This is a genomic window from Leifsonia sp. Root4, assembly GCF_001425085.1.
GTDB lineage: Bacteria > Actinomycetota > Actinomycetes > Actinomycetales > Microbacteriaceae > Microterricola.
Genome location: NZ_LMDN01000006.1, coordinates 67,715 through 88,462, shown reverse-complemented (window position 1 = coordinate 88,462; position 20,748 = coordinate 67,715). Strand labels below are relative to the sequence as shown.

At 68.1% G+C, this 20,748-nt stretch carries 20 protein-coding genes and 2 pseudogenes; 6 read left to right on the top strand and 16 right to left on the bottom strand.

Annotated features, from left to right (window positions below; translation table 11 throughout):
* The 3 genes and pseudogenes from ASC66_RS18635 to ASC66_RS17360 all read left to right on the top strand — a co-directional run.
* Window positions 1-430 (top strand): annotated as a pseudogene (locus ASC66_RS18635) (HNH endonuclease signature motif containing protein); the annotation flags it as partial.
* 1 nt (window position 431) lies between these two features.
* A pseudogene (locus ASC66_RS18510) lies at window positions 432-818 on the top strand (HNH endonuclease); the annotation flags it as partial.
* A gap of 423 nt (window positions 819-1,241) precedes the next feature.
* A complete protein-coding gene (locus ASC66_RS17360) occupies window positions 1,242-2,573 on the top strand; it encodes an MFS transporter (RefSeq protein ID WP_235496998.1) in 1,332 nt (443 codons plus the stop codon).
* A gap of 33 nt (window positions 2,574-2,606) precedes the next feature.
* On the opposite strand, the gene nusB is transcribed toward ASC66_RS17360, so the two are convergent.
* The 15 genes from nusB to ASC66_RS17285 form a co-directional block, all read right to left on the bottom strand.
* On the bottom strand, window positions 2,607-3,026 hold the full coding sequence (nusB, locus tag ASC66_RS17355) for a transcription antitermination factor NusB (RefSeq protein ID WP_055842699.1): 420 nt from the start codon (window positions 3,024-3,026) through the stop codon (window positions 2,607-2,609).
* 14 nt (window positions 3,027-3,040) lie between these two features.
* Window positions 3,041-3,601 (bottom strand): elongation factor P, encoded by a 561-nt coding sequence (gene efp, locus ASC66_RS17350; RefSeq protein WP_055842696.1) that lies wholly within the window; start codon window positions 3,599-3,601, stop codon window positions 3,041-3,043.
* Between the two features lie 78 nt (window positions 3,602-3,679).
* Window positions 3,680-4,135 carry a type II 3-dehydroquinate dehydratase gene (locus tag ASC66_RS17345; protein WP_055842692.1) on the bottom strand — a complete coding sequence of 152 codons (456 nt, stop codon included), beginning with the start codon at window positions 4,133-4,135 and terminating at the stop codon, window positions 3,680-3,682.
* Window positions 4,136-4,162: 27 nt separating this feature from the next.
* On the bottom strand, window positions 4,163-4,363 hold the full coding sequence (locus ASC66_RS17340) for a hypothetical protein (RefSeq protein ID WP_055842689.1): 201 nt from the start codon (window positions 4,361-4,363) through the stop codon (window positions 4,163-4,165).
* A 94-nt stretch (window positions 4,364-4,457) separates the two neighbouring features.
* Window positions 4,458-5,540, bottom strand: a complete 1,083-nt coding sequence (gene aroB, locus ASC66_RS17335; protein ID WP_055842722.1) for a 3-dehydroquinate synthase — start codon at window positions 5,538-5,540, stop codon at window positions 4,458-4,460.
* Window positions 5,541-5,542: 2 nt separating this feature from the next.
* The gene (locus ASC66_RS17330) at window positions 5,543-6,064 is read right to left on the bottom strand and encodes a shikimate kinase (protein WP_235496997.1); all 522 of its coding nucleotides are present in this window, start codon (window positions 6,062-6,064) and stop codon (window positions 5,543-5,545) included.
* 11 nt (window positions 6,065-6,075) lie between these two features.
* On the bottom strand, window positions 6,076-7,284 hold the full coding sequence (gene aroC / locus ASC66_RS17325) for a chorismate synthase (RefSeq protein WP_055842686.1): 1,209 nt from the start codon (window positions 7,282-7,284) through the stop codon (window positions 6,076-6,078).
* Window positions 7,285-7,289: 5 nt separating this feature from the next.
* Window positions 7,290-8,165, bottom strand: coding sequence for a shikimate dehydrogenase (locus tag ASC66_RS17320; RefSeq protein WP_055842683.1), 876 nt, complete (start codon window positions 8,163-8,165; stop codon window positions 7,290-7,292).
* Window positions 8,162-9,415 carry an endolytic transglycosylase MltG gene (gene mltG / locus ASC66_RS17315; RefSeq protein ID WP_082492482.1) on the bottom strand — a complete coding sequence of 418 codons (1,254 nt, stop codon included), beginning with the start codon at window positions 9,413-9,415 and terminating at the stop codon, window positions 8,162-8,164. Before mltG ends, ASC66_RS17320 begins: the two co-directional genes overlap by 4 nt.
* Before the next feature lie 2 nt (window positions 9,416-9,417).
* A complete protein-coding gene (gene ruvX / locus ASC66_RS17310; protein ID WP_200944853.1) occupies window positions 9,418-9,903 on the bottom strand; it encodes a Holliday junction resolvase RuvX in 486 nt (161 codons plus the stop codon).
* On the bottom strand, window positions 9,903-12,572 hold the full coding sequence (gene alaS, locus ASC66_RS17305; protein WP_055842679.1) for an alanine--tRNA ligase: 2,670 nt from the start codon (window positions 12,570-12,572) through the stop codon (window positions 9,903-9,905). Before alaS ends, ruvX begins: the two co-directional genes overlap by 1 nt.
* Window positions 12,573-12,638: 66 nt before the next feature.
* Entirely contained in the window at window positions 12,639-12,836 is a 198-nt protein-coding gene (locus ASC66_RS17300; RefSeq protein ID WP_055842677.1) for a hypothetical protein, read from the bottom strand.
* A 48-nt stretch (window positions 12,837-12,884) separates the two neighbouring features.
* Window positions 12,885-13,259, bottom strand: a complete 375-nt coding sequence (locus ASC66_RS17295) for a DUF948 domain-containing protein (protein ID WP_055842673.1) — start codon at window positions 13,257-13,259, stop codon at window positions 12,885-12,887.
* A 118-nt stretch (window positions 13,260-13,377) separates the two neighbouring features.
* A complete protein-coding gene (gene rpsD / locus ASC66_RS17290; RefSeq protein ID WP_055842670.1) occupies window positions 13,378-14,007 on the bottom strand; it encodes a 30S ribosomal protein S4 in 630 nt (209 codons plus the stop codon).
* 208 nt (window positions 14,008-14,215) lie between these two features.
* A complete protein-coding gene (locus ASC66_RS17285; protein WP_082492481.1) occupies window positions 14,216-15,565 on the bottom strand; it encodes a replication-associated recombination protein A in 1,350 nt (449 codons plus the stop codon).
* Between the two features lie 81 nt (window positions 15,566-15,646).
* Here ASC66_RS17285 and ASC66_RS17280 point away from each other — a divergent pair, with 81 nt between their 5' ends.
* From ASC66_RS17280 to ASC66_RS17270, 3 genes are all read left to right on the top strand, one after another.
* Window positions 15,647-16,438, top strand: a complete 792-nt coding sequence (locus tag ASC66_RS17280; protein ID WP_055842665.1) for a peptidylprolyl isomerase — start codon at window positions 15,647-15,649, stop codon at window positions 16,436-16,438.
* A 154-nt stretch (window positions 16,439-16,592) separates the two neighbouring features.
* Window positions 16,593-17,825, top strand: a complete 1,233-nt coding sequence (locus ASC66_RS17275) for a DUF349 domain-containing protein (protein WP_055842661.1) — start codon at window positions 16,593-16,595, stop codon at window positions 17,823-17,825.
* Between the two features lie 87 nt (window positions 17,826-17,912).
* Window positions 17,913-18,473: a type IV toxin-antitoxin system AbiEi family antitoxin gene (locus tag ASC66_RS17270; RefSeq protein ID WP_055842658.1), complete on the top strand. Its 561-nt coding sequence runs from the start codon at window positions 17,913-17,915 to the stop codon at window positions 18,471-18,473.
* Here the strand turns inward: ASC66_RS17270 and ASC66_RS17265 are convergent.
* Entirely contained in the window at window positions 18,460-20,712 is a 2,253-nt protein-coding gene (locus tag ASC66_RS17265; RefSeq protein WP_055842655.1) for a RelA/SpoT family protein, read from the bottom strand. The genes ASC66_RS17270 and ASC66_RS17265 overlap by 14 nt on opposite strands.
* Window positions 20,713-20,748: the final 36 nt, after the last annotated feature.

Here is a 20,748-nt window from a genome sequence, read left to right as displayed (position 1 = left end):
CAGGCCCGGCACGACGTCTTCGCCAGCCTGATCGACGGGGCCGCCCGCAGTGCGGACAGCCCGACGATCGGCGGGGCGGCCCCGACCGTGCTCGTCTCCGTTCGACAGTCCGACCTCGATGCCGGCATCGGGTCCGGGTTCATTGAGGGCTGCGAGGCGCCGATCTCGATGGCGTCGGTGGAGCAGTTCATCTGCGCCGGCGGACAGCAACACGTGCTGATCGGCCCGGATGGCACGATCAACGCGATCGGCAACGATGACCGGTTGTTCAATGCCACACAGAGGCGGGCGATCAGCCTCCGCGATGGCGGCTGCATCATCCCGGGCTGCTCCATCCCCGCCGCCTGGAGCGAGATCCACCACGTCAAGGAGCACCACGACGGTGGCGCTCGCCTTGGTCTCCGGCGACATGTTCTTCGAGACGATCTGCNCCTTCGGCAGCACCGCTGCCAGCCATCGGCTCCCACGACCGCCTCTTCAACGTCACCCAGCGGCGGGCGATCAGCCTCCGCGATGGCGGCTGCATCATCCCGGGCTGCTCCATCCCCGCCGCCTGGAGCGAGATCCACCACGTCAAGGAGCACCACGACGGTGGCGAAACGGAAACCTGCAACGGTGTCCTACTCTGCTGGTTCCACCACCACACCATCGACACCAGCGGGTGGCAGATCATGATGGTCAACGGGGCCCCGTACGTGAAACCGCCACCCTGGCTCCGCGGCGGCCGCTCCGACACCGACACCCCGTGGCGACGATCGACCAAGTCCCGCACCCAGCAAGCCGATTTGCTGCAACACAGTCAGCTGCTGGTCCAGTAGGCCGCCCGCGGCCGTATCGAGACCCGGCGAGCTGATCGATCCGGTGAGGCGCTCAGGGCTTCGGTCGCTGGCGCTCCCTCAAGCCAGCGTGCAAATGCACGGCGGGGACGCACGACGTCTAGCTGCGGCGTGAGGACGCACGACGAGTGCCTGCGGCGGCACTCTGCACGATGGCTCGAGCGAGCGGCGCCGCGACGAAGGAGCAGCGACGCACGCGAAGCCCCGAGCGGATCCGCCGACACTCCAGGCGCGACATCCCGGGCGACCCGATCCGGTCAGCCGCTCAGGGCTTCGGTCGCTGGCGCTCCCTCAAGCCAGCGGCGCCGCGACGAAGGAGCAGCGACGCCCACGAAGCCCCGAGCGGATCCGCCGACACTGCTAGGCCGGTCCGGCCATCCGCTCCGGACCGGTATCGTTCTCCGAGTGACCGAAGCCCCTCCCCGCCGCCGTTTTGTCGACATCTCACCACTCAGGGAACCCGCGTTCGGCCGGCTCTGGGTAGGTGGCGCGATTTCCGGCATCGGCGCCCAGCTCACGATCGTCGCCGTCGGTCTGCAGATCTTCGACATGACGGGCTCGACGCTCGCCGTCGGCCTCGTCGGCGGCATCGCCCTGATTCCGATGATCATCGCGGGGCTCTGGGGCGGCGTGCTCGCCGACGCTTTCGACCGGCGCCGGGTCTTGATCGTGAGTTCGCTGGTGGCGTGGGTCGCGACATTGGGCCTCGTCGCCCTGTCGATGGCGGATACCGCGACGCGCGGCTCGGAGCACGCGATCCCGGTCTGGCCGTTCTACGTCGTCACGACGCTCGCGACCGTCGCCGCGACCATCAGCGGGGCGACGCGTGCGGCCATCACCCCGCGCATCCTGCCGCAGCACCTCATCTCCCGCGCCGCGGCGCTCAGCGGCATCAGCCTGGGCGTGCAGCTGACGCTGGGCCCGGCATTGGCCGGTGTGCTCGTCGCGACGGCCGGCTTCTCGATCACCTTCGCCGTCGACGCGGTGTTGTTCACCGCCGGCTTCCTCGGCATCGTCACGCTCCCCGCCCTGAAGCCGGATGGCGCGGCACCGCGCGCCGGCCTGCAGTCGCTCCGCGACGGTCTGGCCTTCCTGCGCCAGGCGCCCAACATCCGCACGAGCTTCCTCGTCGACATCGTCGCGATGACGTTCGGCCGCCCCTTCGCCCTGCTGCCGGCCGTCGCGGCCCTCGCCGTCGGCGGCGGGGCCATCACCGTCGGCATCCTCACGGCCGCCGCCGCGCTCGGCACCTTCCTGGCGAGCCTGTTCAGCGGCCCGGTGGCCCACGTGCACCGCTACGGCGTTGCGATCGCGCGCTCGATCATGATCTACGGCGGCTGCGTCGCACTGCTCGGTACGGTCGTCGGCGTGATGCAGACCGGTTGGTTCGGCCCGGTCGGCGAGAGCTTCGGCGAAGTCAATGTGCCCGCCCTGGTGATTGCAGCCATCGCGATGGCCGGCACGGGCGCATCCGACGAGGTGAGCGCCATCTTCCGCAGCACGATGATGCTCACGGCGACCCCGGATGCCATGCAGGGCCGCCTGCAGGGGATCTTCACCGTTGTCGTCGCCGGTGGCCCGCGACTCGGCGACCTCTACGTCGGAATCCTCGCGACGGCCGTCGGCCTGTGGTTCCCGCCGCTGTTCGGCGGTCTGGCCATCATCGCGCTGATCGCCGTGATCATGCGCGCGCAGCCCTCGTTCAGAAACTACGACGCCCGCAACCCCCAGCCGTAGCGGGGAGTGCGGGCGTCGTGGTGCGGTGACGGGCTAGGCGCCCGGCTTCACCTGCGAGATCTTCGCGAGCAGGCCGTTGATGAAACCGGCCGAGTCGTCGGTGGAGAGCACGGTGGCCGCCTCGACGGCCTCCGAGATGGCCACGGCATCCGGCACATCGTCGTTGTACATGATCTCCCAGATGCCGATGCGCAGCAGGGCGCGGTCGATCGCGGGCATCCTGGCGAGAGTCCAGCCGACGGCATAGGTCTCGATCATCTCGTCGATGTCGGCCTTGTTGTCGACGATGCCGTCGACGATCTCGCGGGCGTACAGCCAGCTGGCCGCACGGGCGGGCTCGCTGACGGCGCGCGCCGCCTCGGCCGCGATGGCGTCGTCGATCGAGATCTGCCGCATGTCGGCAGAGTAGAGAATGTCAAGGGCGCGCTTGCGTGCCTTGGTGCGTGCGCTCACAGCGTCAGCGTCGCTTAGTTGACGCGGCCGAGGTAGTCACCCGTGCGGGTGTCGACCTTGACCTTGGTGCCGGTCTCGAGGAACAGCGGGACCTGGATCTCGTAGCCGGTCTCGACGGTGGCCGGCTTGGTGCCGCCGGTCGAGCGGTCGCCCTGGAGGCCGGGGTCGGTGTGCGTGATGACCAGCACGACGGATGCCGGCAGCTCAATGAAGAGCGGGTTGCCGTTGTGCAGGCCGAGGGTGACGGCCTGGTTCTCCAGCATGAAGTTGACGGCGTCGCCGACGACGGAGGCCGGCACGTGCAGCTGGTCGTAGTCGGAGACGTCCATGAAGACGTAGGACTCGCCATCGGCGTAGAGGTACTGGAAGTCGCGGCGGTCGACGTTCTCGGTCTCGATCCTGGCGCCCGCGTTGAAGGTCTTGTCGACGGTCTTGCCGGTGACGACGTTCTTCATCTTGGTGCGCACGAATGCGCCGCCCTTGCCCGGCTTGACGTGCTGGAACTCGATGATGGTCCACAGCTGGCCATCGATGTTGAGCACGACGCCATTCTTGATGTCAGCGGTTGAAGCCATTGTTTGAGTCCATTCAGTTGGGAAAGTTTCGCGGCCACTGTGCGATCACGCACACGGCCCAGCGTTCAAGTTTAGACGCTAGAGGGCGGATCGCAGAATGTGGTCGACGGCGAGGCGGTAGGAGTCGAAACCGAAGCCCGCGATCACGCCCGTCGCCACCCCGCTGATGACGCTGTCGTGACGGAAGTTCTCGCGGGTGTGCGGGTTGGTGATGTGCACCTCGATCAGGGGCAGTCCCGCCTTGGTGACGAGGGCTGCGGCATCCCGCAGCCCGTAGCTGTAGTGCGTGAATGCGGCCGGGTTCATCACGACGGGGCTGGCCGAGTCGACCGCTTCGTGCAACCAGTCGATCAGCTCGGCCTCGTCGTTGGTCTGGCGCAGGTCGATCTCGACGCCGGCCGGGACCGACGCCACGAGCAGCGCCTCGAGGTCGGCCAGGTTGCCAGAGCCGTACACCTCCGGCTCCCGCGACCCGAGGCGGCCGAGGTTGGGACCATTGAGCACGAGGACGCGGGTGACGGGGTTGCTGGTCATGCGATCAGCCTAGCGTCACGAGACGGTTCAGGCCCCGAGCAGGACGAGCACGTGGTACACCACGTAGACCGGCCAGACGATCGCCTGGAGCAGGCCGAGGATGACGCCCCAGAAGGAGCCGTCAGACACCGAGACGAAGTAGATCGCCGCCCCGATGTACGCGAGGAACCAGAAGAAGCCCCACGAGCCATCCCTGACGGTGACTCGGCTTGTGCTGTCGGTGCCCATCTGATCCTCCGCCTCGGTCCTCGGCATCAGGGGGTGCCTGCGCGCAAGCTCAGCACAACTCCGAGCCACCGGCAAGAGCTACCGGCAGCTGGGATCAGTCGCCGATCTCCTGGTACGCCGCGAACAGCAGGCTCGTGTCCGGTCCCTGCAAGACGGTCGGGCGCGCCAGGTCGTCGAGCACGATGAAGCGCAGCATCGCGCCGCGCGCCTTCTTGTCGCGCTGCATGGTCGCCAGCAGTGTGCTCCACCGGCCGACCGGGTAGGTGGTCGGCAGCATCAGCGACTTCAGCACGCTGCGGTGGCGGGCGACGACCTCGTCGCTCAGCGAGCCAGTGAGGCGGCCGAGCTCGGCGGCGAAGACCATGCCGACCGCGACGGCTGCACCGTGCCGCCACTGGTAGCGCTCCGCGTGCTCGATGGCGTGGCCGAGGGTGTGGCCGTAGTTGAGGATCTCGCGCAGGGCGAGGTCGTGCAGGTCCTCGGCGACGACGCGGGCCTTCATATCGATCGAGAGTTCCACGACGCGGCGGAACTCCGGCGTCGTCACGTCGGTGACGCGGTCAACGTCCGCCTCGATGATGTCGAGGATCTCCGGGTAGTAGATGAAACCGGCCTTGACGATCTCGGCGAATCCGGCGAGCACCTCGTTGCGGGGCAGGGTGTCGAGGGTGTTGAGGTCGCAGAATACGGCGCTCGGCTCGTAGAAGGCACCCACGAGGTTCTTGCCCTCGTTGGTGTTGATGCCGGTCTTGCCGCCGACGGCCGCGTCGACCATGCCCGCGACGGATGTCGGCACCTGCACGAGCGTGACGCCGCGCAGCCAGGTGGCGGCCACGAAGCCGGCAACGTCGGTCACGGCGCCGCCGCCGAAGCCGATCACGGCATCGCTGCGGGTGAAGTCGGCCTGCCCGAGCACCTGCCAGCAGAACGCGGCGACCTCCATGCGCTTGCCGGCCTCGGCGTCCGGGATCTCGGCGAGCAGCACCTGGTAGTGCTCGGCGAGCTGCTCGCGCAGCACAGCGGCCTTGGCCGCGACGGTCGGGCTGTGCACGATGAGCACCTTGGCGACCTTGGTGCCGAGGTGCTCGCTGATGCCACCGAGGATGTCGTTGCCGACGCGTACGTCGTAGGGCTTCTCGCCGCCGACGGTGATGATGGTTGTCGTTGATTCGGTCACGGTCACGATCTTTCTCTTGCCCAGGTCACGATGTCGTCGGCGATCCGCGTGATCGGCCGAGCGGAGGTGTCAAACGTTTCGGTTGCCAGCGCTTCGTAGATCGGCATCCGCGCATCGGCGATGGCCGCCCACCGTTCGACGGCGTCGGTGTTCTCGCCTGCACTGCCGAGCAGCGGTCTGCCACTGCCGGCGAGGCGCTTGGCGACGGCGTCGCGGGTCACGGTGAGCAGCACGACGGTGCGGTCGGCCAGCTCGATGCGGGTGTCCGGATGCAGCACCGCTCCCCCGCCGAGCGAGACGACGGCGTCGCCACGCAAGGCCTCGACCACGGCATCCCGTTCGAATGCGCGGAAGGCCGGCTCACCCTGCGTGGCGAAGATCTCGGGGATCGGGCCGTGCTGGGCCGCGACGACCTTGTCGGTGTCGATGAACGGCACCGCGAGCCTGCGGGCGACGAGACGACCGATCTTGCTCTTGCCCGCGGCCATCGGACCGATGAAGACGAGTGGCAGCACAGAGGGCACGCTGTTCACGTTCAGGAGAACGGGCGGCTGGTGCTGCCCGTGGCCAGGCGGCTCGGGATCGCGTCGAGGTAGCCGCGGAGGTTCCGGCGGGTCTCGCCGATGGAGTCGCCGCCGAACTTCTCGAGCATCGCGTTCGCCAGGGTCAGTGCGACCATGGCCTCGGCGACGACACCGGCTGCCGGCACGGCACAGACGTCCGAACGCTGGTGGTGCGCGACGGCGGCCTCGCCCGTGGCGACGTCGACCGTGCGCAGCGAGTGCGGCACGGTAGCGATCGGCTTCATGCCCGCGCGCACGCGGAGCAGCGTTCCCGTGCTCATGCCGCCCTCGATGCCGCCGGCCTTGTCGCTGGCGCGCTGGATCTCCTCGCCGTCGACGAAGAGCTCGTCGTGGGCCGCTGAGCCCCGGCGGGTGGTGGTGAGGAAGCCGTCGCCGACCTCGACGCCCTTGATGGCCTGGATGCCCATCAGCGCGCTCGAGAGCTGCGCGTCGAGGCGGCGGTCGCCGTGCACGTAGGAACCGAGTCCGGGCGGAACCCCGTACGCGAGCACCTCCACGACACCACCGAGGGTGTCGCCCTCCTTGTGGGCGTCATCGACCTCCGCGACCATGAGTGCACTCGTGGCCTCGTCGAAACAGCGGAGCGGGTCGGCGTCGAGGGTGTCGACGTCATCCGGTGTCGGCAGCGTGCTGCCCTCCGGCACGCGCACCGGACCGATGGAGAGGGTGTGGCTGACCAGGCGGATGCCGAGTTCGGAGAGGAAGGAGCGCGCGACGGCGCCCAGTGCGACGCGGGCGGCGGTCTCACGGGCGCTGGCGCGCTCGAGGACGGGGCGGGCCTCGTCGAAGTCGTACTTCTGCATGCCGACGAGGTCGGCGTGGCCGGGCCGCGGCCTGGTCAGCGCGGCACCGCGGCCGCGGCCGAGCTTGGACTCGTCGATGGGCTCGGCGCTCATCACGTCTTTCCACTTCGGCCACTCGGAGTTGCCGATGCGCAGCGCGACAGGGCTGCCGAGGCTGAGGCCGTGGCGAACGCCGCCGGAGATGTTCAGCTCGTCCTGTTCGAACTTCATCCTGGCGCCGCGGCCGTAGCCGAGCTTGCGGCGTGCCAGATCGGCACGGATGTCGTCCAACGCGACCGGGACGCCCGCGGGGAGCCCTTCGATCACGGCAATGAGTTCTGGGCCGTGGGATTCCCCGGCGGTGAGCCAACGCAGCATGTTCTCTATCTTTCCACAGGGTCGGAGTGCGCTGCGCTCGCCATCGGCACCGCCGCGCTCATCGCGGCGAAGACCGCCTGCTCGTTCGGAAGCTCGGCGAATGGATCACCGGTGACGAAGATGCGCACCTGAACGAGGGCCTGGTGCAGCAGCATGCCGATGCCGGAGATCACCCGTCCACCCGTCTGCTGCCATGCCGCACCGAGCGGGCTCGGCCACGGCGAATATGCGACGTCGTAGAGCGGTGTGCGCAGCATGAAGTCCGTGTCGAAGCGCAGGCCGGCGTCTGCGCCACCCGGCAGCGTGCTGATGACGAGTTCGACCTCGGATGCCGCAGCCACGGCATCCGCGAGTGCGACGACGCGCAGCGCGAGGCCCGCAGCTCGCGCCAGCTCGCGCAGGCCGTCTGCGGACTCCGGTCTGCGCACGGCGACGACGACGCCGACAGCGCCGAGCTCGGCCGCCGCCATGATCGCGGATCCGGCCGTCGCTCCCCCACCGACGATGAGCACGGAGCGCGCCATCGTGATGCCGGCGTCGGCGAGCGAGTCGACCAGGCCGGCGACGTCGGTGTTGAAGCCGTGCAGCCGCCTGTCTGCACCGGCTCCGCTGAACAGCAGAGTGTTGACGGCGCCGGTGATCCGGGCCGTCGCGTCGACATCGTGGGCCAGGGCCAGTGCCTCGAATTTCAACGGCATGGTGAGCGAGAATCCGCGCCACTCCTGGTCGCGGCCGGCGAGGAACGAGGCGAGACCGTCGGCGGCGAGCTCGAATCGCCCGTACTCCCAATCGAGACCGAGCGCCGCATAGGCTGCGCTGTGGATCGCCGGCGACTGCGAGTGCGCGATCGGCGAGCCCAGGACGGCCAGGCGCGTTGTCACTGGTACTCCGGGTGCTCGTCCATCCAGGCCAGCCACTTGTCGACTGCGGCCTCGTGCTCCTCGACGGTCGCCGAAAAGATCGTCTCCCCGGTGTCGAGGTTCCAGGTCACGAAGAACAGCCATGGACCATCGGCCGGGTGCAGCGCGGCGTCGATGGCCAGGTCACCCGGGTTGGAGATCGGGGCGATGAGCATTCCGGGGTGCACGTAGGTGTTGTACGGGTTGCTCGCGTCCTCGCGCTCGGCGTCGCTCGTCGACACCCTGTGGGTGTTGCCTGTGCCGTATGCGACTGTCGCGTCGGACTGCAGCAGCCCGCTCTCCCAGAGTGCGGGGTCCAGACGGTTGAGGAAGACCCGGGAGACCTTGTAGTAGTCCTCGCGCAGGCCGGCCTCTTTCTGGACCAGGGAGGCGAGCACGATGGTGCTCCAGCGGTCTTCCGGAGCGACGCCGGCCGCGTCCAGCGCCTGGAACTGCCGCTCGACGAGCGTCGCGAGCGCATCGTGCGCGCTGAGGCCCGGGGTGAAGGTGTAGGTCGCGGGGAACAGGAAGCCCTCGAGGCTGGTGGCCTCGGCCGGGAGCCCGAAGGAGGCGACATCCGCCGCAGCCGTCTGCAGATCGGCCAGCGGGATCTCTGTTCCCTCCGAGATCAACTGCAACACATCGGCCGCGACGGTGCCCTCCGGCACGACCACGGTCTGTTGGAGCCAGTTCTCTGGATTCTCCAGTGCGTCGAGCGCGGCCTGGGCGCTCATCTCCTTGGCGAGCATGTATGCGCCGGGTTGGAACACGGGCGGCGTGCTCTGTGCCAGGAGCAGATCGTAGAAGGCATCGAAACTCTTGGTGACGCCGCTCTCGTGCAGCGTCGTCGCGACATCGGAGCCGATGTCACCCTCGTGGATCATCACGGTCACCTCGCCGGTGCCGCTGCCCTCGTAGTCCTCCGGCCCGGATGCCGCGGAGATCAGCTGCTGGATCGGTCCCTGCAACAGGAAGTAGCCGGCCGTGGCGATGCCGGCCAGGACGACGAGCACGATCAGGCAGCCGATGCCGCCCTTGCCGCGCTTCCGCTTCCTGCTCGATGCCCGGGGGCGCAGGCTCTCGGCCAGTTCCGGCTGGGTCGGCGCCGGAGCGGTGAAGAGCTCGTCGAACGACGGGCGTGCATCCGTCGCCGCAGGCGCCGTGACCTCCGCGGGTGTGCCGTCCTTCTGGGCACCCGCATCGTCGGGGGTGTCCGGCTGCAGCTGTGACACTGTCAGAGTCCTTCGTTCGGGCTGAGAGTCGTTCCGGGCGGAGTGCCCGTTCCACGCTCGGAGTCGAGAGCGTGCTGCAAAATGATAACCGCGGCCACCTGATCGATCACCGGACGGTGGGACTTCGCCTTCTTGCCCGATGAGCGGAGCGCCGACTGCGCTGACACGGTCGAGAGCCGTTCGTCGACCAGGCGGACCGGCACGGCGATGGCCTGCTGCAGCGCGGTCGCGAAGTGCCTGGCATCCGCCGTGGATGCCGTCTCTGCTCCGGAAAGCGCGAGCGGCAGCCCGACGACGACCTCGATCGCGTCGAGCTCCCGCTGCACCTCCGCTATGCGAAGAACGTCGGAACTTTGAGTGATCTCGCCCTCCGGCAGGGTGCGTGGAACCGTTTCGATCGGCGTTGCCAGCATGCCGTGCAGATCGGAGCGGGACAGCCCGACGCGCGCCTTGCCGACGTCGACGCCGAGCCGCACCCCCGACCGCACTATGCCCGTGCCGCTGCGGCGACCGTGCCGCGCACGGCATCCAGTGCGCGCGGGATCGCGCTCACATCGGGTCCGCCGCCCTGCGCGAGATCGTCTTTTCCGCCGCCGCCGCCGCCGAGGATTCCCGCCATCTCGCGGGCCAGAACGCCGGCCTTGATGCCGCGCTCGCGCGCAGCGGGGTTGCTCGCCACGATGGCGACGGCCTTGCCGCCCGCCTCGGCGGCCAGTGCGACCACCGCTGCCTCGTTGCCGAGGCGCTCGCGCACGGCGTTGACCAGGGTGCGAACATCGTCGGCGGATGCCAGCGTGCCGAGGTTCTCGGCGATGAGCGTGAGCCCGCCGTCGAGCGTCGCCTTCTCCAGCAGCGCTGGGACCTTGTCGCCGAGCGCCTTCGCCTCGAAGGCCGCGATCTTCTTCTCAGCGGCCTTGAGGTTGGCGACGAGCTCGGACACCTTCTCCGGAAGCTGTTCGCGCGGCGTCTTGAGCGAGCTGGTCAGCTGCGTGACGAGCGCACGCTCGGCCGCCAGGTCGCGGAACGCCTCGATGCCGACGAGAGACTCGACGCGGCGGTTCGTCGAACCGACGGAGGACTCGCTGATGAGGTTGATCATGCCGATCTCGGCGCTGGAGGCGACGTGGGTTCCCGCGCAGAGCTCGCGCGACCACGGGCCACCGATGTCGACCATGCGCACGCGATCGCCGTACTTCTCGCCGAACAGCGCCATGGCACCGAGCTCGCGGGCCTCGTCCAGCGCCATCTCCCGGGTGACGACCTCGAGGTTGTCGCGGATGGCGTTGTTGGAGATCTCCTCGATCTCGCTGCGCGTGGCGGCCGAGAGCCCCTGGTTCCAGGAGAAGTCGAGGCGCAGGTAGCCGGCCTTGTTGTACGAGCCGGACTGGTGGGCGTTCGGGCCGAGCACCTGCCGGAGCGCTGCGTGGATGATGTGCGTTCCGGAGTGTGCCTGCTGGGCACCACGGCGGTTGTCCGCGTCGACGACGCTCGTCGCGGCATCCCCGACGCCGACCTCGCCGAAGCGCACCTGCACCTTGTGGCTGATGAGCCCCTTGACGGGCTTCTGCACGTCGAGCACCTCGAGCTCGTAGCCGGGGCCGACGATGAGGCCGCTGTCGGCCTCCTGTCCACCGGATTCGGCGTAGAGCGCGGTCTCGGCCAGGATCACCTCTGCGATGTCGCCGGCGACGGACTTGGTGACCGAGTGACCGCCGACGATGAGCCCGAGGATCGTGGACTCGGTCTGCAGGTTGGTGTAGCCGGTGAACACCGTCTCACCGAACGCGCGGAACTCGCCGTAGACGGAGAGGTCGGCGAGGAGCGTCTTCTTGGCCTTGGCGTCGGCCTTGGCGCGGGAGCGCTGCTCGGCCATCAGGGCGTCGAATGCGGCGCGGTCGACGGTGAGGCCCGCTTCTTCCGCAACCTCCAGCGTCAGATCGATCGGGAACCCGTAGGTATCGTGCAGCAGGAACGCGGCGTCGCCGGCGAGCTGCGGCGATGAGGCTGCCTTCGTCTTGTTCAGGGCCAGGTCGAGCACGGTGGTGCCGGCCGCGAGGGTGCGGAGGAATGTCTCCTCCTCGCCGATGGCGCTCTGGGCGATGCGCGAGTAATCGCGCTCCACCTCGGGGTAGGCATCCTTCATCGCGTCGCGTGACGCGGCGAACAGCTCGGGGAAGGTGGCTGCGTCGACGCCGAGGAGGCGCATGGCACGCACGGTGCGCCGCATCAGGCGTCGCAGGATGTAGCCGCGGCCCTCATTGGACGGCGTCACACCGTCGCTCATCAGCATCAGCGAGGAGCGCACATGGTCGGCGATGACGCGCATGCGCACGTCGTCGTCGTGGTCGGCGCCGTAGCGGCGCCCGGAGAGCTCCGCTGCACGGTCGAGCACCGGGCGGACCTGGTCGATCTCATAGAAGTTCTCGACGCCCTGCTTGAGGAACGCGACGCGCTCCAGCCCCATGCCGGTGTCGATGTTCTTGTTCGGCAGCTCCTTGACGATCGTGAACTCGGTCTTGCCGCGCACGTCGCCGATCAGGTACTGCATGAACACGAGGTTCCAGATTTCGACGTAACGGTCGTCATCCGTGGCAGGGCCGCCGTCGCGCCCGTACGCCGGTCCGCGGTCGAAGAAGATCTCCGAGCAGGGTCCGGCCGGGCCGGACTGGCCGGTGTGCCAGTAGTTGGTGTCCTTGTCGAGGCGCTGGATGCGCTCGTCGGGCAGGCCGGCGACACGCTTCCAGATCTCGATGGCCTCGTCGTCGTCCTTGTAGACGGTGACCCAGAGGTCCTTCTCGGCGAAGCCGTAGCCGCCGTCGGCCTCCGAGCTGGTCAGCAGCTCCCAGGCGTAGCTGATCGCGCCCTCTTTAAAGTAGTCGCCGAACGAGAAGTTGCCGTTCATCTGGAAGAAGGTGCCGTGGCGCGGCGTCTTGCCGACCTCGTCGATGTCGAGGGTGCGGATGCACTTCTGCACGCTGGTCGCACGCGAGAACGGCGCAGGCACGAGACCGGTCAGGTACGGCACGAAGGGAACCATGCCGGCGACGGTGAAGAGGAGCGTTGGGTCGTCGCTGACCAGGGAGGCGGATGGCACGACGGTGTGACCGCGCTCTCCGAAGTAGTCAAGCCAGCGGCGGCGAATTTCTGCAGTCTGCATGGGTCCCGTAGTACGTAGTGGACAAGCGCCGGATCCGGCGCCTGATGGTGCGATGGTCGCTCGAGCTTAGTCGAGCACCTCGTCGATGGCCTGGCGCAGCTCGGCCTCGCGCTGGTGGTAGCCGTCGGCGACGGCCGCCCCGAATTCGCGCGCCTTGGCGTCAACGCCGGTGAAGAAGCGGCGCCCTTCCTGGGTCTTGTTGACCTCGTGAGCGATGACGAAGCCACCGATGATTCCGAGAATCAGCCACAGCAGGTTTTTCATGAGAAGAGTCTCCTTGCGATCCGAGAGTTCGTTGACAACAGTAGTGCTTCAGCGCCGGCTGGTTCCGCGTGCGGCCGGGCGTGCTGCCCGGAATGCGGCACGCACGCCGGCGGAGAATCCGGCCAGCTTGATCAGCGGGCCTCCGACGGTGGCGGCGAAGAGGGCGACAAGAGCCGAGACGTTGCCCGTGACATCCGCGACGTTGGCGGTGATGACATCGATGCGCGCCAGCTGCTTGTTCGTCTCCTTCAGGGTGACCGCCGTCTCCTCGAGGAGAGGCGTCACACCGTCCGTGGTCTCGCGGATGGAGTCGCGTGTCTGGTCGAGCACGCCGCCGAGCTTGATCAGCGGGATGGCCAGCAATCCGACGAGCACGGCGAATACACCGGCCGCGATGAGTCCTGCGATGTCACCGAGGGACATTGTCCACCTTCCATTCCACGAGCAGCCCATTCCTGCGCGGGCCATTCCCCGAGGGGCATATACCGCGAAGGGCGGACCATCCGAAGATGATCCGCCCTCCAGCGTAGTTCACTGGTGACTAGCGAGCCGCGTAGTACTCCACGACGAGCTGTACTTCACAGGTCACGGGGACCTCGGCGCGCTTCGGGCGGCGCACGAGGCGGGCCTGCAGCTTGTCGAGCTCAACCTCGAGGTATGCCGGGGTCTTCGGCAGAACGTCGACGTGTCCGCCGGCGGCAGCAACCTGGAAGGGCTCGGTGCCCTCGGAGCGTGCCTTGACGTGGATCTGCTGTCCCGGCTTCACGCGGAAGGAGGGACGGTCGACGAGCTGGCCGTCGACGAGGATGTGACGGTGCACAACCATCTGGCGAGCCTGAGCCGTGGTGCGGGCGAAGCCGGCACGCAGCACGAGAGCGTCAAGACGCGTCTCGAGGATCTCGACGAGGTTCTCACCGGTCAGGCCCTTGGTGCGACGAGCCTCTTCGAAGGCAATCTTCAGCTGCTTCTCGCGGATGCCGTACTGGGCGCGCAGACGCTGCTTCTCGCGCAGACGAACGGCGTAGTCGCTGTCCTGCTTGCGCTTGGTGCGGCCGTGCTCACCGGGAGCGTATGGGCGCTTCTCGAGGTACTTGGCTGCCTTCGGGGTGAGGGCGATGCCGAGTGCGCGCGAGAGGCGGGTCTTGCTGCGGGTACGTGACTTAGTAGACACGGTTTCCTTTCGAAATGAATCTCAAACAATGAAATACCGCGGGCACGATGTGCCACGGCAAAGTTAGAGGGGTGAGCCACGGGGACTGAGCGGCTACAGCTCCTGCCCCTTGAGCTCTGAGATTCGCGCAGCCGCACGCAAAAGTCAGGCTTTAGGCCTCAGACAGCCTAACACAGCGGTTGCCTGGGCAGTGCGCGGTGCGCACGCCTCACGGCTCCCCGCGGACGATGCGGCGGATCTTGGCGAGCCGGGCCGACACCTCGCGCTCGTTGCCGTGTTCGCTCGGCTGGTAGTACTCCCGACCACGCAGCTCGTCCGGCAGGTACTGCTGGGGCACGACGCCGACCGCGGCATCGTGCGGGTAGACGTAACCCTTGCCGTGGCCGAGGCGCTTTGCCCCCGGGTAGTGGCCGTCACGGAGGTGTTTCGGCACCCGGCCGAAGTCACCGGCCCGCACATCGGCGATCGCCGCGTCGATGCCGAGGTAGGCCGCGTTCGATTTGGGCGCCGTCGCCAGGTGCACGACGGCCTGCGCCAGCGGAATGCGCCCCTCTGGCATGCCGATGAACTGCACGGCATCTGCCGCGGCGATCGCGACGACGAGCGCCTGCGGGTCGGCGAGACCGATGTCCTCTGACGCCGAGACGATGATGCGCCTCGCGATGAAGCGCGGGTCCTCCCCCGCCTCGATCATGCGGGCCAGGTAGTGCAGTGCTGCGTCAACGTCCGAGCCGCGAACGGATTTGATGAATGCGCTGATCACGTCGTAGTGCTCGTCGCCGTTGCGGTCGTAGCGGAGCAGCGCGCGGTCGACGGCCAGCGCGACGAGTTCCGTCGTGATCACGGCTTTGTCGGCATCCGGCTCGCTGAGGTCGAGGCCGGTCGCCGCCGAAACCGATGCCGCCTCCAGCGCGGTGAGCGCGCGCCGCGCGTCGCCGGAGGCCAGCCGGATGATCGCGGCCCTCGCCTCTGGCTCGAGCGCGAAGCGGCCGCCGAGGCCGCGAGAGTCTTCGACGGCGCGATCGAGCACGACACCGAGGTCGTCGTCGCTGAGCTGCTCGAGTGTGAGCAGCAGGGAGCGCGAGAGCAGTGGGGAGATCACGGAGAAGGAGGGGTTCTCCGTGGTCGCGGCGACCAGGATCACCCAGCCGTTCTCGACGCCGGGCAGCAGGGCGTCCTGCTGCGCCTTCGTGAAGCGGTGGATCTCATCGAGGAAGAGCACGGTCGACGTGCCGTAGAGGTCGCGATTGGTCATCGCCTGCTCCATCACCTGGCGCACATCGCGCACGCCGGCGTTGACGGCGGAGAGCTCGACGAAGTTGCGGCCGGATGAGTGCGCGATCGCCTGGGCGAGGGTCGTCTTGCCCGTGCCGGGTGGGCCCCAGAGGATGACGGAGACCGAGCCCTTCTCCCCGGTCTTGTCGCTCGCCAGCGCGACGAGCGGCGAGCCCGGCGTGAGCAGGTGCTTCTGGCCCGCGACCTCGTCGAGAGAACGGGGCCTCATCCGAACGGCAAGCGGTGTCGCACCGCTGCGCAGACCAAGACCCTGATTCACCATGAACCCAGCGTACTTGGCGCCGCAGACACGCCTTGCGTAGAGTTCACTGTTGATCCCATCGCATCACCATTAAGGAGCAGTGTGGCCTCGAACCCGAAGCAGGAACGCGAAGCACGGGCGCGCCTGCGTGCCTACCAGGCCCGCCAGAGCGTGCACGAACGTCGCATCAGCCGACGCGCCCGCGACAACTGGATCGCCGCCATCGCGCTCGTGATCATCCTCGTGCTCGCGGTCGGGGCCCAGATCTTCTTCTTCAGCGGCGGACCGGGCACCCCGGCACCGACGCCATCCGCCTCGGCGACGCCGAGCGCGACGGCGACCCCGGATGCCGGGCAGAACATCGGCGATGTGCCACCGGCCGAGCTCGCCGAGGGGCGCACGTGGACGGGAACGCTCACCCTCAACGACGTCGCCCTCGGCGTCGAGCTCGACGGCGCGGCTGCACCGCAGGCCGTTGCATCGACGGTCAGCCTCGCCGAGAGCGGCTTCTACGACGGCGTCAGCTGCCACCGCCTCACCGACGGCGGCTTCTTCGTGCTGCAGTGCGGCGACCCGTCCGGCGACGGGACGGGCGGCCCCGGCTACAGCTACGGCCCCATCGAGGCGGCACCGGCAGACAACCTGTACCCGGCGGGCACCATCGCCATGGCCCGCTCGGGTGGCAACGCCTACAGCATGGGCAGCCAGTTCTTCATCGTCTACGACGACACCACGATCGGCGCGGACGCCGCGGGCGGCTACACCGTTCTCGGCCACGTGACGAGCGGGCTCGATGAGCTGAAGAAGCAGATCACGGATGCCGGCGTCGAGGGCGGCGCCGGCGACGGCGCCCCGGCCGTTCCGACCACGATCACAGGCTTCACGCTGGAGTAACGCGCGACACAGACGTAACGGTTCTATAGCAAGCCCAGTTTGAGCCACCGAGTGGAATAGGCTGGGCCGGGTATGGTCGCGCAGACGGAAGTCGTCTGGCGCGCAGACGGCCGCACCAATTGGGCGGCCCAGGCATTCAGCAAGGATGAGACTCTTGGCTCAAGCAGATCAGCAACCGTGGGGGCGCGTCGATGAGACGGGCACCGTCTTCGTTCGCGAGGAATCCGGTGAGCGCGCGGTTGGTCAGTACCCCGATGGCACACCAGAGGAAGCTCTGGCGTACTTCGAACGCAAATACGTCGACCTCGCCGGTCAGGTGACGCTGCTCGAGCAGCGCGCGAAGCGCGGAGCTCCGGCATCCGACATCGCCAAGGCCGTCGCCTCGATCAGTGCGAATGTCGAGGGCGCCAACGCCGTCGGCGACCTCGCCGCGCTCAAGGCACGCCTCGAGAAGCTTGGCGGCGCCGTGTCGGAGCTCACGGAGCAGCAGAGCGCGGAGGCGAAGGCCGCCGTTGAGGCCGCCATCGCTGAGCGCACCGAGATCGTCGAGGCCGCGGAGAAGCTCGCGGCCGGCGACCCGGCCAAGACGCAGTGGAAGCAGGCGACGTCGACCCTCGACGCCCTCTTCGCCCGCTGGCAGGCCCACCAGCACGACGCTCCGCGTCTGCCCAAGGCCGAGGCGAACGAGCTGTGGAAGCGGTTCCGTGCCGCCCGCACCACGATCGAGCAGCACCGCAAGGCGTTCTTCGCCGAGCTCGACAGCGCACACAAGGATGTCCGCACGCGCAAGCAGGCCCTGATCGACCAGGCAGAGGCACTCGCAGACAAGGGCGTCGACGGGATCCCCGGATACCGCCGCCTGCTCGACGAGTGGAAGCTTGCCGGCCGTGCAGGCAAGAAGCAGGATGACGCACTCTGGGCGCGCTTCAAGGCCGCCGGGGACGTGCTGTACTCGGCCAAGTCCGAGGTCGACGCCCAGGAGAACGAGGAGTTCTCCGAGAACCTCGCCCAGAAGCAGGCGCTGTTGGCCGAGGCCGAGCCGATCCTCGCGGAGAAGGACCGGGTCAAGGCCCGCGCTGCGCTCACCGCGATCCAACACCGCTGGGACGAGATCGGACGGGTCCCGCGCGAGCAGGTCCGCGTGATCGAGGACCGCCTGCGCAAGGTCGAGAATCACGTCCGCGCGCTCGACGACGACTACTGGGCGCGCAACAACCCGGAGACGAAGGCACGCGCAGAGGGCCTGACCGGCCAGCTCGAAGACGCCATCGCCAAGCTCGAGGCCACCATCGCCTCCGCTGAGGCCGCCGGCGACACGAAGGCAGCCAAGGCCGCGAGCGAGGAACTCGAGACCAAGCGCGCCTGGCTGAAGGCCATCGGGGGCTAGTTCTCCACAGCTGTACGCCCGGAGTGAATTCTCCACAGAAAGCGGCGCGTCTCGTTTCGACGAGGCGCGCCGCTTCACTGTTGGGTCATGCGTTCACCATCGTCCTCACCGCTGATCGGCACGGCGACGCTGTCGATCGCTGAACTCTCTGCGGCCCGGCTGGACGGCGAACTCTATCCTCTGGCCGAGATGTTCTGCCCGGTCGATCTGCCGCCGTTCCCCGCCGTGCGAGCCGCAGGCCTCGCTGCGGAGCTTCCCGAGTACGCCTTCGTCGAGCGGCTCAGCGCGGCCTGGCTGCATGGCGCACTCGCCGAGCCACCGCGCCCGGCCCAGTTCGCCCTGCCGTCCGGCATCGGCGCGAGGCCGCGTCGGCCACGCGCCTACGCCCTGCGACAGGTCGTCATCACCGAGCGCGAACTCGTCATCATCGGCGGATGCACTGTCACGTCTCCGGCGCGCACGCTCGTCGACGTGTTGCTCGACGACGAACTCGACACCCAGCGTGCCATCGCCGTCGCCAGTGCCATCGCTTTCACGGCCGGGCTCTCCCCCGCGATTGCGCGCGCGTCACTCCGCTCCCGTTACCGCGTGCCCAACACCGTGCTGGCCGAGGAACGGATCAGGCTCTGGCTGGCTAACCATCGCTGACGCGGTAGACGTCGTAGACGGCGTCGATGCGGCGCACGGCGTTGAGGACGCGGTCGAGGTGCGTCGTGTCGCCCATCTCGAAGACGAAGCGGCTGAGCGCGAGGCGATCATTGGATGTGGAGACGTTCGCGGAGAGTATGTTCACGTGGTGCTCTGAGAGCACGCGGGTGACATCGGAGAGCAGGCCTGCCCGGTCGAGCGCCTCGATCTGTATCTGCACGAGGAAGAGGCTCTTGGACGTCGGTGCCCAGGCGACCTCGATCATGCGCTCCGGCTCGTTCAGCAGCGACTGCACGTTGTGGCAGTTCGCCTGGTGCACCGAGACGCCGGAGCCGCGCGTGATGAATCCGACGATCTCGTCGCCGGGCACCGGGGTGCAGCAGCGGGCGAGCTTGACGAGGATGTCGGGCGCCCCCCGCACGAGCACGCCGGAGTCGCTGCTGCGCAGCTGCTGCGTGCGGCCCCTGACGGGGATGGAGAGCTCCGGTCCGTCCGTGTCGTCGACGGCCTGCACGGCGGCGACGACCTTCTCGAGCACCGACTGCGTCGACACGTGCCCCTCGCCGACCGCGGCGTAGAGGGCGGAGACGTCGACGTACTTCATCTGGGCCGCGACCTCGGCGAAGGAGTCCTGGCTCATCAGCTTCTGCAGCGGCAGGTTCTGCTTGCGCATGGCTCGGGCAATGGCATCCCTGCCCTGCTCGATGGCCTCGTCGCGGCGTTCCTTGGTGAACCACTGCCGGATCTTGTTGCGGGCGCGCGGGCTCTTGACGAAGTTCAGCCAGTCCTGGCTGGGCCCGGAATCGGGGTTCTTCGACGTGAACACCTCGACGACATCACCCGTGTTGAGTTCCGTCTCGAGCGGCACAAGCCGGCCGTTGACCTTGGACCCCATGGTGCGGTGGCCGATCTCGGTGTGCACGGCGTAGGCGAAGTCGACCGGCGTTGCTCCGGCAGGAAGCCCGATCACACGGCCCTTCGGCGTGAAGACGTAGACCTCTTTCGCACCGATCTCGTAGCGCAGCGAGTCCAGGAACTCCCCGGGGTCGGCGGTCTCCGCCTGCCAGTCGGAGATGTGGGCGAGCCACGCCATGTCGGTGTCGTTCTGCAACGAGGAGGAACCGGTCTTGCCTGTCGCCAGCTGCTCTTTGTACTTCCAGTGCGCCGCGACACCGAACTCGGCGCGCTGGTGCATCTCCTGCGTGCGGATTTGCAGCTCGACCGGGCGCCCCTCCGGGCCGAGCACGGTGGTGTGCAGCGACTGGTAGAGGTTGAACTTGGGGGTGGCGATGTAGTCCTTGAAGCGGCCGGGCAGCGGCGTCCACCTGGCGTGGATGGCGCCGAGCACGGCGTAGCAGTCGCGCACGGAGTTGACGAGCACCCGGATGCCGACGAGGTCGTAGATCTCGTCGAAGTCGCGGCCGCGCAGCACCATCTTCTGGTAGATCGAGTAGTACTGCTTCGGGCGACCGACGACCTGCCCGCGGATCTTGGATGCGCGCAGGTCTTCGTTGACCGCGTCGATCACCGACTGCACGAACTCTTCGCGCTGCGGCGTCCGCTGGCGCACGAGGCTCTCGATCTCGGCGTAGAGCTTGGGGTAGAGCACAGCGAATGAGAGGTCTTCCAGCTCCCACTTGATCGCCTGGATGCCGAGGCGATGCGCCAGGGGCGCGTAGATCTCGAGGGTCTCCGTCGCCTTGCGCGCCGCCGACTCGGCCGGGACGAAGCCCCAGGTTCGCGCGTTGTGCAGACGGTCGGCGAGCTTGATGATGAGAACGCGGATGTCCTTGGACATCGCAACGATCATTTTGCGGACGGTCTCCGCCTGGGTGGAGTCGCCGTACTTGACCTTGTCGAGTTTGGTGACACCGTCGACGAGCATCGCGATCTCGTCGCCGAAGTCGGCGCGCAACTGCTCGAGCGTGTACGCGGTGTCTTCGACGGTGTCGTGCAGCAGGGCGGCGGCGACCGTCTTGGAACCGATGCCGAGGTCGGCGAGGATCTGCGCGACCGCGAGGGGATGCGTGATGTACGGCTCGCCGCTGCGGCGCTTCTGCCCGCTGTGTGCGCGCTCCGCGGCCGTGTATGCGCGCTCGATGACGGTGAGGTCGGCCTTGGGGTGGTGCATGCGCACCGTGCGCACGAGGGTGTCGACGGCGCCGGCCGGCTGCGCCTTGGAGAAGATCCGCGGCACGAGACGGCGCAGGGAGGCTGTCGATGACGTCGAATCGCTCATCTGGCCACCTCCCTGCGTCTCATGGGCTCAGTAAGC

Bases quoted from the DNA above. Each gene is read 5' to 3' on its own strand.
- efp (WP_055842696.1), bottom strand. From the start codon at position 3,601: ATGGCTTCAACCGCTGACATCAAGAATGGCGTCGTGCTCAACATCGAT.
- ASC66_RS17345 (WP_055842692.1), bottom strand. From the start codon at position 4,135: ATGACCAGCAACCCCGTCACCCGCGTCCTCGTGCTCAATGGTCCCAAC.
- ASC66_RS17340 (WP_055842689.1), bottom strand. From the start codon at position 4,363: ATGGGCACCGACAGCACAAGCCGAGTCACCGTCAGGGATGGCTCGTGG.
- aroC (WP_055842686.1), bottom strand. From the start codon at position 7,284: ATGCTGCGTTGGCTCACCGCCGGGGAATCCCACGGCCCAGAACTCATT.
- alaS (WP_055842679.1), bottom strand. From the start codon at position 12,572: ATGCAGACTGCAGAAATTCGCCGCCGCTGGCTTGACTACTTCGGAGAG.
- ASC66_RS17300 (WP_055842677.1), bottom strand. From the start codon at position 12,836: ATGAAAAACCTGCTGTGGCTGATTCTCGGAATCATCGGTGGCTTCGTC.
- ASC66_RS17295 (WP_055842673.1), bottom strand. From the start codon at position 13,259: ATGTCCCTCGGTGACATCGCAGGACTCATCGCGGCCGGTGTATTCGCC.
- ASC66_RS17285 (WP_082492481.1), bottom strand. From the start codon at position 15,565: ATGGTGAATCAGGGTCTTGGTCTGCGCAGCGGTGCGACACCGCTTGCC.
- ASC66_RS17270 (WP_055842658.1), top strand. From the start codon at position 17,913: ATGCGTTCACCATCGTCCTCACCGCTGATCGGCACGGCGACGCTGTCG.
- ASC66_RS17265 (WP_055842655.1), bottom strand. From the start codon at position 20,712: ATGAGCGATTCGACGTCATCGACAGCCTCCCTGCGCCGTCTCGTGCCG.